This is a genomic window from Nocardia suismassiliense (assembly GCF_900269665.1).
Taxonomy (GTDB): Bacteria; Actinomycetota; Actinomycetes; order Mycobacteriales; family Mycobacteriaceae; genus Nocardia; species Nocardia suismassiliense.
Genome location: NZ_LT985361.1, coordinates 3660016 through 3671512 on the forward strand (window position 1 = coordinate 3660016; position 11497 = coordinate 3671512).

Annotated in this window: 10 protein-coding genes and 1 riboswitch; of the genes, 2 read left to right on the forward strand and 8 right to left on the reverse strand. The window is 68.1% G+C overall.

The genetic code is table 11. The annotated features are described in order from the left end of the window. Positions 1–4 precede the first annotated feature (4 nt). On the forward strand, positions 5–487 hold the full coding sequence (locus DBO33_RS16550; RefSeq protein ID WP_107655838.1) for an OsmC family protein: 483 nt from the start codon (positions 5–7) through the stop codon (positions 485–487). Here the strand turns inward: DBO33_RS16550 and DBO33_RS16555 are convergent. From DBO33_RS16555 to DBO33_RS16565, 3 genes are read right to left on the reverse strand one after another with little or no spacing between them, the layout of a single operon-like run. Then, a complete protein-coding gene (locus tag DBO33_RS16555) occupies positions 444–2687 on the reverse strand; it encodes an ABC transporter ATP-binding protein/permease (RefSeq protein WP_107655839.1) in 2244 nt (747 codons plus the stop codon). The genes DBO33_RS16550 and DBO33_RS16555 overlap by 44 nt on opposite strands. Beyond that, a complete protein-coding gene (locus DBO33_RS16560; protein WP_234390878.1) occupies positions 2684–3658 on the reverse strand; it encodes an ABC transporter permease in 975 nt (324 codons plus the stop codon). The genes DBO33_RS16555 and DBO33_RS16560 overlap by 4 nt, the downstream gene beginning before the upstream one ends. An 8-nt stretch (positions 3659–3666) precedes the next feature. Continuing rightward, positions 3667–5244: an ABC transporter substrate-binding protein gene (locus tag DBO33_RS16565; RefSeq protein ID WP_107655840.1), complete on the reverse strand. Its 1578-nt coding sequence runs from the start codon at positions 5242–5244 to the stop codon at positions 3667–3669. Between the two features lie 15 nt (positions 5245–5259). Then, positions 5260–5443, reverse strand: a riboswitch (cobalamin riboswitch). A gap of 75 nt (positions 5444–5518) precedes the next feature. Between DBO33_RS16565 and DBO33_RS16570 the strand changes: the two genes are divergently transcribed. After that, on the forward strand, positions 5519–6265 hold the full coding sequence (locus DBO33_RS16570; RefSeq protein WP_107655841.1) for a hypothetical protein: 747 nt from the start codon (positions 5519–5521) through the stop codon (positions 6263–6265). Between the two features lie 33 nt (positions 6266–6298). On the opposite strand, the gene DBO33_RS16575 is transcribed toward DBO33_RS16570, so the two are convergent. The 5 genes from DBO33_RS16575 to DBO33_RS16595 are packed head-to-tail and all read right to left on the reverse strand — an operon-like array spanning position 6299 to position 11493. Next, complete coding sequence (locus DBO33_RS16575; protein WP_107655842.1) at positions 6299–7384, reverse strand: hypothetical protein; 1086 nt, start codon at positions 7382–7384, stop codon at positions 6299–6301. A 56-nt stretch (positions 7385–7440) separates the two neighbouring features. Next, positions 7441–8337, reverse strand: a complete 897-nt coding sequence (locus DBO33_RS16580) for a glycosyltransferase family 2 protein (RefSeq protein WP_107655843.1) — start codon at positions 8335–8337, stop codon at positions 7441–7443. Between the two features lie 4 nt (positions 8338–8341). Further along, positions 8342–9223, reverse strand: coding sequence for a glycosyltransferase family 2 protein (locus tag DBO33_RS16585; protein WP_107655844.1), 882 nt, complete (start codon positions 9221–9223; stop codon positions 8342–8344). Further along, a complete protein-coding gene (locus DBO33_RS16590; protein WP_107655845.1) occupies positions 9220–10107 on the reverse strand; it encodes a polysaccharide pyruvyl transferase family protein in 888 nt (295 codons plus the stop codon). Before DBO33_RS16590 ends, DBO33_RS16585 begins: the two co-directional genes overlap by 4 nt. A gap of 3 nt (positions 10108–10110) precedes the next feature. Further along, positions 10111–11493 (reverse strand): aldehyde dehydrogenase family protein, encoded by a 1383-nt coding sequence (locus tag DBO33_RS16595; RefSeq protein WP_107660335.1) that lies wholly within the window; start codon positions 11491–11493, stop codon positions 10111–10113. Positions 11494–11497: the final 4 nt, after the last annotated feature.

An 11497-nucleotide genomic window follows, 5' to 3' on the forward strand; every position in this document is an offset into this window, starting at 1 on the left:
GACTATGGTCGGGAGGGTGTCCAAGACGCACGACTACGCACTGGATGTCACCTGGACCGGTAATACGGGTACGGGGACCAGCGGTTACCGGGACTACGAGCGATCGCACACCATCAGCGCGGACGGCAAACCGATGATCCCCGGCACCGCGGACCCGGCGTTCCGCGGTGTGCCGGAGCGCTGGAATCCGGAGGAGCTGCTGGTGGCTTCGCTGTCGCAGTGCCACATGCTGTGGTACCTCGTATTGTGCGCCAGGGCGGGCATCGTGGTCACCGATTACACCGACCACCCGTCCGGCACCATGGTCGAAAACCCCGACGGCGGCGGCCGATTCTCCGAGGTTGTGCTGCGCCCGCGGGCACGGATCACCGATCTCCAGCACCGTGAGCGCGCGCTGGCCCTGCATGAACGCGCCCACGAGCTCTGCTTCATCGCCAATTCGGTCAACTTCGAACTTTGTTGTGAGCCTGAAGTTCTGGGGACATAAGCGGCGCACGTGGCGGGACAGTAGCGATCTCGCCGAGCGCAAGGATCGAATCGGCGAGGCGGTCGATGACGGCGTCCTGGTGACTGATCACGATGAGGGCCAAGCCGTTTCGGCGCAGCCCGTCGAGCAGTTCGAGCACGAGTTCTTGCGTGCTCGGGTCCAGTGACGAGGTGATCTCGTCGCAGATGAGAATGCGCGGCTCGGCGGCTAGCGCACGGGCTATAGCGACGCGTTGTTGCTGGCCGCCGGACAACTGGGTGGGTCGGCGCAGCGTCAGGTGGTCCTCCAGGCCGACGGCTTCGAGCAGGCGGTAGGTCTGGTCGCGGGCGGCGGGGGAGTCCATGCCGTGGAGTAGACGCAGCGGGCGACCGATCTGGCTGCCGATGCGATAGGACGGGTTGAGCGAGGTCGCGGGGTTCTGGAAGACCAGTTGAATCGCGCGACGATGATCGACGGTTCGCCGATCGACGCTGGGATGCAGTGGGGCGCCGTCGACTTCGACCAGACCGCGAGCGGGCGCGTGCAGGCCGGCCAGCGCTCGGGCGACCGTGGTCTTGCCCGCGCCGGAGCGGCCGGTGATGGCGAGGCACTCGCCGGGGTGCAGCGTGAAGGAGACGCCGTCCACGACCGGGCGGGAGTTGCGGTGTGTCACGGCGAGACCTTCGACCCGGAGCACCGGTGCGGCTTTCGAGCGGAATGTGCGCGAAGGCGTTGGGGCCGTGGGCTTCTGGTCGTGGCACGGTGCTTTCGCGACGACCTTGCCCCGGTCCAGCTCCAGCACCTCGTCGATCAGCGGTGCGATGGTGGGCAGATCGTGGGTGATGACGAGCAGGGTGGTGCTGTCCTTGATCTTCAGCAGCGTCCGCAACAGTTGATCGCGGGTCTGTGCGTCCAACCCGGTGGTGGGCTCGTCCAGCACCACGAGGGCGGGCTTGCCGAGCAGTGCCATCGCGAGCAGGACCCGCTGCTGCTGACCGCCGGAGAGCTCGTGCGGGAAGCGCCGCTGGAACTCGCGATCATCGGGCAGATCCACTTCGCGTAAGGCATGGGCGACCGGGTCGGCATCGAATGTGCCGCGCAAGCGGGAGATTTCGCGCAAGGCAACGCCGATGCGCATGGCCGGATTCAAACCGGTCGACGGGTCCTGCGGCACATAGCCGACAGTGCGACTGGCCCCGCCGAAGCCGACAGTGCCCGAGACCGTCAGCCCCGCGGGCAGCGCGCCGAGTACGGCCAACGCGAACGTGGTCTTACCCGCTCCGGAAGGACCCACCACGGCCAGACTGCACCCCGACGGCAGGCTCAGCGAAATGTCATCCAGGACAACACTTCCCGAAGCATCGCGGACCGTGAGTCCGTCGACCGTCAGACCATCCGCCGTCGAAACCGCCGAAAGCCCTGACGCCGCCGGTCGATTCACCTCGAAGGCCCGGTCGGTGACCATATTGACCGACACCACCAGCACCATGATCAACAGCGCCGGCGCGAGCACCGCCCACGGCTGCACGCCGAAACCCGGCCGATTCTCGGTGATCATCAGCGCCCAGTCGGGGGAGGGCGGGCGAAGTCCGAGACCGAGGAAGCCGCTGACCGCGACCATCGAAATGCTCGCCGACATCCGCACGCCCGCATCGGCCAGCACCACCGATCGCAGATTCGGCAGCACCTCGACCACCGCGAGACGCCACAGCGGTTCACCCCTGGCCCGGGCCGACTCCACGTACCCGGTGGTGGCGAGTTCCAGCACGCAGGTGCGCACGATCCGGATGATCCAGGGCACCGAGGCCAGCGCAGCGGTCAGCACGATCGCGACCGGACCGGCCCCCAGCGCGGTCGCGATCACCGCGAGCAGCAGGAACCACGGCACGACGACGATCGCGTCGACCGGGAGCATGATCCAGCGGTCGAGTGCACGGCGCAGACCCGCGAGCAAACCGAGCCCCAGGCCGAGGGCGTACGCGACGATCAGCACGAGCCCGGCGAGCGACAGCAGCGGCAGGCCGCCATGCAGTACCCGCGACAGCACATCCCGGCCGACCACGTCGGTGCCGAAGAGATGGCGTCCCGTCGGCGGCTGGAACGGTGGCGCGACCACCGCGGTCGGCGCGTACGGCGCGAACACCGGGCCGAGGACTACGAGAAGCAGCACCAGTACGGTGATCAGCAGCCAACCGGAGCGAATCCGGCGTTGCGCCCTCATGCTCGCTCCGTCAGTGCCAGCTGCCGGGCCCGCGGGCTCACCAGCAGGGTCAGCAGATCGGCGATCAGGTAGATCGTGATCCCGACCGCCGCCATCAGTACGGCGGCCGACTGGACGAAGGGAAAGTCGCGAGCGGATATGGCGCGCAACAGTTCCTGTGACAGACCGGGATAGTTGAACAAGGTCTCCACCACCGCGACACCGCCGATCAACCCGACGACCGAACCGGCGAGCGGATAGATCGACGCCGACACCGCATTGGGCGCGACATGCCGCAGCAGTAGCCGCAGCCCGCCGATGCCGTTGAGCCGTGCCGTGCGAATGTAGTTGCCCGCCATGACTTCCGCGGTCTGCGCCCGCACCATGCGCACCGGATGCGGTGCCAGCCCGATCAACAGACAGGTCACCGGCAGCACCAGGATCTCGGGCCGCTGCCACGCGCTAATGCCGGTCGGCAGCAGCGAGACGGCGGGCAACAGGTGCAGCGACAGCGACACCGTCGCCACCAGCAGCACACCGAACACGAAGGACGGCACCGATTCCGCCGCGAGCGCGACCGCACTGATCACCCGATCGGTCCGGGTCCCGGCGCGGGCTCCCGCCACCAGCCCGAGCGCGAGCGCCAGCGGGATCAGCAGCGCGGCGGTGAGCAGCGCGAGGGTGACGCTGTTGGTGGCGCGGCCGAGCAGGACATCGCTCACCGGGCGCCCCGAGATCAGCGAATGGCCGAAATCGCCCTGGAGGAAAGCGAACAGCCACTCGGCGAAGCGCACCGGTGCGGGCCGGTCCAGTCCGAGCTCGGCGCGCAACGCGGTCAACTGCTCGGGCGCGGGGGCGCCGCCGCCGTCGCGCGACAGCAGCACCGTGGCCGCATCCGAGTCCAATGCTTCGAACAACCAGAAAACCACGAGCGCGACGGCGAACAGCACACCGATCCCACCGCCGACTCGCCGTGCGATATAGGCAATCACGACGCTGCTTACGTCGTCAGCCAGGTGGTGGCGTAGTTCGCCCAGTCGTCGGTGCCGGGCACCCCGTTACGCACACCGCGCACGTGGTTCTTCGCCGCGTCGGGACGTTTGGCGAAGCTGTGCAGGATGTACCCGCCCTCGTTCCAGAGTTCTTCGTGCAGTTCGTGATACAGCGTGCGGCGGCGCTGCGGGTCCATCGCGGCGCGGGCCTCGGCGAACTTCGCGTCCCACCCCGGCCGCCGCCAGCCCGTGCCGTTGCTGGGGGAGGTGCTGGTCATGGTCTGGCCGTAGAAGTAATCGAGACTGTAGTTCCACCAACCGATGTGCGACAGCGAGGCTTTACCGCTGACCTGGGAAAAGTAGGTGTCCGCAGGCACCGACTCCAGCCGGATGTTGATTCCGGCGGCCTTCGCGTGCTCGGCGAACAAGGTCGCGGACTCGAGCATGCCCGGCGAACCGTCGGCGGTCGGCAGCGTGACCGTCAGATTCTCTTTGCCCGCCTCCCGCAACAACTCTCGCGCGCGCTGCGGGTCATAAGACCGCTGTGGCAGACCGTCGTGGTAGAAGGGCGCGCCCTTGCCGTAGACGTCGTTGCCGACCTCGGCGTAGCCGTAATACACCGAATCGACCATGGCCTGGCGGTTCACGGCGAGACGCATGGCCTGCCGGACGCGCACGTCGTCGAACGGCGGTGTGTCCACCCGCATCTGGAACGCGCCCATCAGGCCGGCGGGCGGGACCACCACGGTCGTGCCGGGGTCGCGCTCCAGGCTGCGCGCTTGCAGGTACGAGATCTCGTGCACCACATCGGCTTCCCCGGACAGGAAGGCGTTCACTCGCGCCTCGGTCTCCGCGATCTGGATGATCTCCACCTCGTCGAGGTGGGAGCGCCCGTCCCAGTAACGATCATTGCGCCGCAACAGGGTTCGGTCGCCGGGCGACCACCGCTGCAAGGCGAAAGGACCGGTGCCCACCGGCAGCGACGACCCATCGATGGTGCCGGTGCCGTCCTGCACGATGTAGCAGTACCAGCCTGCCAGCACCGAACCGAAGTCGGCCAGCGGCGTTTTCATCGTCACCAGCACACCGAGATCGCCGTCGGCGCGGGTGCGCGACATATCGATGTTGGCGAGATCGCCGGACGACTTCTTGGCGGGGTCGAGCATCCGCTCGAAACTCCACAGCACGTCTCGCGCAGTCAGCGGCGAGCCGTCGCTGAACACCACCCCGCGCCGGAGATTGATCCGCCATTGGCTACCATCGGCGTTGGGCTCCAAAGACTCCGCGAGCCGATAGCGCAACGTCAAATCGTTGTTGTAGGCGACGAGCTTGTCCCACACGTTCTTCGACACCGCGCCACCCGCCGAGCTACCGGCCTCGTGCGGATCGAGCACATCCGCGCTCGCCGACCGCCCCGCGATCACCGACCGCAGGCGTCCGCCCGCGCGCGGTGGCCCATCCGGGGCTGTCGGGCCCCCTTCGGTGCCGCAACCCGCGAGCAGCCCGCCCAGTGCGAGCGCACCCGCGCTCCCGAGCAGAAAGGAACGGCGACCGAGCCCGGGCCGCACCGCTGTGTACTTGTCCATTGCCATCCTCGTGGGTGAGATCCCGATACCACGGCGCAGGTATCCTGGCTCCCGGATCAACGCTCCCCGCCGGTCTTCCAGCCTGGGTAGGCCGTGACCATGAATCGGCGGATCGCTCCTCGGTGACAGTTGCGGGACAGCCCCGGATTCACACCGGTGTTCCCTACGCCGGATTCAGACCATACCGTCTGCTATTCCTCGCGCCTATCACCAGCCGGATCGCCGGTACTCGGTTCACCATCGAGCGGGTGCTCGGCATGGGCCAACGAGCACGGTGGACCCGGCCGGGCAGCTACTCGTGCTCGCGACCCTGGATGATGGGCGGATGCTCCCCACCGACCAGCTGGCCAAGGCAGCGTGTCGCCCAGCGGTGATCGACACGCCCCTCGGCACCGTCGAGTTCTCCGTCACGCTTGCGTCGGACGTGTTATCGGCCGAGTCGAATGCCCTGTGGCGCTTGGCGAACGGCTCATATCTACATCGGTGGCAGCAGCGAACCGCGACGGTGGATCTGCTGATCGGCGGCATCGACGTCAAGCCATGGGACGACGGCCCGCCGGTCCCCGTGTGGGCCGGCATCTGGCAGGTGCAGGCGCGCGCCGCGGTGTCCGGACTGGTCGTCTCGGCCGCGCTGACCGACCTGTCCGCCGATGCGTACGGCGGCCCGGACTCCGGCGAATGCCTCGCGGCGGTAAGTGTCGAGAACGAGCACTTCACGGTGTCGATCGGCGGCCCGGATGCGGAGCTGCTCGCAATGCAGGCCGCGGACGGTCGGCTGATGCCGGTCAGATGGGCGCGTCTGTTGTCGACCGGCCCGGTCGACAGCACCGATTACGGTGTGCGATATGCGGATCCGGCCGGAATCGCGTGGCATCTGCCCGGCTTGGCCGCAGGGGAAGTGGCCCGGCTGTGCATCGCGTCCGCGTGGTGTCCCCGAGACGACGATCGACCAGCAGCCTGGTACGCGGTGGACCTCCCCCTCGACACCGCTTACCACCACCTCGTTACCGACCCGGCCTGACGCCGGGACACGGTAGCCGCGAGGCGAATCCGCTCATGCTCGGCGCAGCTGCTCGACGCGCTGCCTGCGCTCGCGCTCCCGGTGGCTGTAGGCGGCCTTGCGGACGGTGTTGTCGTTCTCCAGCCCGGAACCGACGGCACCGGCGATGATGCCGAGGATGGTGGCCATCAGCGCCATCGCGAGGTAGTCGTGCACCCGCACCGGCCGGTGCAGAACTTCGGCCAGATAGTCGGGCGGCACCACGAGCGCGACAGCGGCCAACGCGAGGATATACAGGGCAGCGGAGAAGGCGGTGGCACCGACCGCGACCGTCGCGAGCGTTCCGGCATTACGCAGCCGCCGGTCCAAATCGTCGGTGGTGCTGGCTGATTCGCATCCTTGCCAGAGTCCGTGCCCGGCGACGATCCAGGCGGTGAGGGTGGTGAGCGCGGCAATGGTCGCGGCGGTGAGCCGCCACGGGCCGAGCGCGGTCGCCAGTTGCCAGATAGTGGAGTAGAGCACCCCGAAGGCGGTGCCTGCCAAGGCCCCGGCCAGTGCGGTGGACAGCCCGACGAACAACTGCCACGGGCGATTCGCGCGAATCATGCCGCCGAGTAAGCGAGGTAACCCAGCTGTGCCGGTATACCGGAGCTGCGCGGTGTCATCGGTTGTGCCTCGATCGACCCGGGTGTGCGGCAGTCGTTTCGCCAAATCGTCTGCCAGCGTGGGGGTTCCCTGCTGCCGAAGCGCCGCGGTGAGGGCGACCGCCAGATCGGCGAGCCGGCGGCGCAGCCGTATGCCGCCCAGCGCGGGCAGCGAGATCAACGCGATGCGGTGGGCAGCGTCGACCTTGGCCATGACCACGCCCTGCTCGTCGTACATCGGCAGATCGGTGAGGCACAGGGCCAGATCCCATTCGGTGTCCCGCACCCGTTCGCGGGCTTTGTCGATGAGATAGTCGTGGTCGGGATACATGGCCTCGAACGGGTCGGCGATCACTTCGACCGTCCAGGAGGTGTCGTTGTCGATGCGACGTGCCAGCTCGTCGGCGAGCAGGTCGCCGAGCCGCCGGGCGAGCCGGGACGGCAGATCGGGATCGGCGAGCAGACCGACCACCACCTGCTTGCTCGCTTCCACCACAGTCAGCGCTCCTTTCCCGTGCGCGGAGGTACTCGGCATCGGCCGCCGCACCGCGCTCAGCCGACGTAACGTCTTGCGGGCGAACGGCGCTGGGACTCCTCCAACAGCACCAGGCCGGCTTCGACGCTCGACGGCACGACCTTTCGTTCGCGCAGCACCCACGGCAGTCCACGCAGGGTGTCCAGGACGGCCGCCAGCGTCGTCCGATCAGTGGGAGCCGACCTGAGCACGACGGCGGACCGTCGGGCCGCGCTGCGCACCGGGCGGCGTAACCACAAGGTCCACAAGGTGTTTCGGATACCGAGTCGGCGACGATGGGTCGAATTCCGGGTCCGCGACGGCTCGTGATGGATCAGCATGTCCGCTTCCCAGACCATCCACCAGCCGTTCGCCGCGAGGTCGAGGGCGAGCAGTTCCTCTTCGCCGCCGAACCACAGTCGTTCGGAGAAGCCGCCGACCTCCTTGAAGGCGGTGACCCGGAAGGCGGACAAGCCCGCCATCACCCCGAGCAGCGCGGGCCCCGGCAGCCAGTCGGGTCCCGAGATCGGTGAATCACGCAGTTCCGGGGTGATCGGATCCTCGCGGAGATCGGGCGCGACCAGACACCGCCCGGTCACCGAACCCAGGCCGGGGTACTGATCGAGCAGATCGGCGGCGCGAGTCAAAGCACCTGGCTGCCACCGGGTGTCGTCGTCGCAGAACGCCACATAGGGGGTGTGCGCCCGCTCGACCGCGATGTTTCTGGCCACCGCCCCCAGATTGTCCGGTGAGCGGATGAGCTCAACCATCGGAAATTTCGCGGCCACCGCATCGGCGGTGCCGTCGCTGGACCCGTTGTCGACGAGGATGATCGGCGCGGCATCGGGTAGCGCGGTCATATGCTCGAGCGTGCCCAGCAGGGTTTCGCGCCGGTCGCGGGTGATGATGACGACCGTCATTCGGTCCGTGGCCATCCGGTCACTTCCTTTCATGGAGAAGTTCGAGCGTCCGTGCGCCGTGTTCCACCTCCGGTGGCAGCCGCCGCCGCTGTGCCAACGCTCGCGGCAGGCGACGAAGGAGACCCGCGACCGCCAGCAACGTGCCGGGATCGCGCGCCGCTCGGTACAGCAACGCACCGGTTTCGGTGACGCACCGCCGCAGCGGCCGCCGCATCCAGACGATCAACGCGTTGTTGCGCTGTTCGATTCGCCTGCGCCACGGCCGCGGCGGTCGCCGGGTGGAGGGGTGGTGATGGGCGCGCACCTGCGGCACATAACAGAGGTGCCAGCCGTCGGCCGCGAGATCTAGCGACAGCAAACGTTCTTCGGCGCCGAAATGCAGCAGTGAACTGAACCCGGCGGCCCGCAGATAGGCCTCCTTCCGGACGATCGCCGCACAGGCCAGGAAGCCGAGCACCAACGGGCCGGGCAAGTGTGGCGGATGGCCGAGCGGGCTGGTAGCCATCAACTCGTTGACCGGATCGTCCCGCTGGGCGGCACCGACGAGCGTGCGTCCCGCGATGAGGCCGAGCCGCGGATGGGCGTCGAGTAGCCGCTCGGCTTCGGGCAGCGCGTCACCGGCCCACCATGAATCGTCGTCACTGAACGCCACGTACGGCGTCCGGGCCGTAGCGACGCCGAGGTTGCGTGCCGCCGCGCCGAGATTGCGCGGCGAGCGGATGACTTCCACGCCAGGGAAACTCGCCGCTACGTCGGCAGTGTGGTCGGTAGAAGCATTGTCTACCAACACGATAGGGGGACGGGGATGCAAGGCGCGCAACTCCGTCAAGGTGCGGAACAACTCGGCGGCACGGTTGCGGGTCGCGATGACCACGGTGGTCTTCGCGGCGGCCGGACTCATATCGACTGTCCCGTGCGCAGCTCATGCAGCAGCTCCTCGGTCAGCGCATCGACGTCGGGGAGGTCGCGTCGCCCGGCCCGGGCCCGCCCGGCCGGCGACAGGCACCAGTGCCACCATTGTTCGAATCCGCCAGGGGCAACGGCTTGTTCGGCGGAAATCAGCGCGGGCCAGTCGAGCGCCTGCGCCTGCGCGCTGACCTTTCCGCCACCGGCAATGGGATCCACCGCGAGGACCGGGACGCCCGCCCGCAGTCCGAGCACCAAGCCGTGCAAGCGTGTGGTGACCACCGCATCGAGGCGAGCGAATATCGAGGCGAGCTGGTCCGGCGTACGGCACAGCCGCCAATCATCGGACGCCAGCCTCGTGTCGAGAGGTATTCGCGCGCAATCGAGTTCGCCCAACCAGCTCGTCAAGGCCTGGTGTACGGACTGATGACGACGGGCTGTCCCGTACTCGGCCTGTCCCGGGGCGAGGATCACACCGACCACCGGAACGTGCACCGTACGCGCCGCGACGGACATGTCCGGTCGCGCGGTGGAGAGTCCATCGCGCGCCAGCACGCGATGGAACCCGGTGACCGCCGCGTCGTCCGGATCGATGACGGAAACGCCGACGGCGATGCGCCGGCAGTTCGCATAACGATGGTGCAGGGTCCGCACCTGCTCCCCGTGCGCGGGTCCGCAGACGAACACGAGATGTGAGTAGCGTCCAGCGTCGGCCTTGTCCAAATGCAAAGCCTCGGAACGGAACACCGGACTCCACGCGCTGTCGTGCGGCACCTCGGCGGCGGCGAGCGCGTCGCACACCCGGCGCATGCTCAACACATCTCCGGCCGTAGCTTCGCCGTGCACAAAACTCGGCCAGCCGGTCACGAGTACCCGCATGGCTCACCTCGGCGCGGGACGCAGGTGCACGACCTTCATCTGACTCATTTCGTCCAATAGTTCTGGACCGTAACCGAATCCGGTTCCACTGGCCCGGCGTGGCTGCGCAGCGCCGCCGGGCGCCCCGCCGAACACCGCGTTGATCTTGACCGTACCCACCGGCAGTGTCCGCCAGGCGTGCTGTGCATTCGCCATGGACGGCGTGAGAACTGTTGCTGCGAGGCCATATTCGTCGTTCGCGGCCTCGGCGATGCCCTGTTCGAAGGTATTCACCACCCGGACCGGCGCGACCGGACCGAACGTTTCCTCACGCATGATTCGCATGCTCGGCTCGCACTCTGCCAGCACCGTAGCCGGATAGTGCGCCCCGGCACCGCCCGGCAGCACGCCGCCGGTCAGTAGTTCGGCCCCGTGCTCGATTGCGTCGCGCACCTGCGCGTGCACGTGTTCGCGATGGCGCCGGTCGACCAGCGGCGCCGCCTTCCATGACTCGGCCGCGGCGACCAGCGCGGCCAGAAAATCGGTGGCCACGTCCCGGTGCACGAAGATCCGCTCGACGGAAACACAGATCTGACCCGAGTTCGCGAACGCACCGAGCGCCGCCTGTTCGGCGGCCCACTCGACGGCCACCCCGGAGTCGACGACGAGTGCGTCGTTGCCGCCGTTCTCCAGCAGGGCCTTGGCGCCCGTCTGCGCAGTGCTTTTCGCGATAGCGCGGCCGGTGGTCGTGCTGCCGACGTGCGCGACGACATGCACGTCCGGGCGAGCGGCGAGCAGTGCGCCGACCTGTCCGTTACCGTGCACCGTTTGCAGGACATTCTCCGGCAGCACGCCGGCGAGCAACTCACCGAGCAGGCGGCCGGTGTGCGGCGCGCGTTCACTGGGTTTGTAGATGACCACATTCCCGGTGGCCAGCGCGGCGCCGAGCAAACCGCAGGACACCGCCACCGGATCGTTCCACGGCGTCAGCGCGACCACGACGCCGCGCGGTTCCCACACCATGAAGTCGGTGGCGTCGAAGTCGCCTTGCAGGCTCTTGCCGCGATGCACCGGGCCCAATTCGGCATACTGCTCCAGCGTCGCGGCACCGGCCAGCACACCTTCCTTGCCCTCCGGCGCAGGGCGACCCGTCTCGGCCTTATTGAGCTCGGCGAGTTCATCGGCGCGTTCGCGCAGCAAGGCGGCGCCGGCGCGCAGTGCGGCGGCCCGTTCACCCGCCGGAGTCCGTGCCCACAGTGGCTGAACATGATTGGCCGTCCGCACGCATTGATCGATCTCCGCGGGATCGGCCATGGGCACCTCGCCGACCGCGGCGCCGGTCGCCGGGTCGAGGATTTCGATCACCCGATGGTCATCGGCAAATGTGACAACGTCAGATCCGCTCATAACG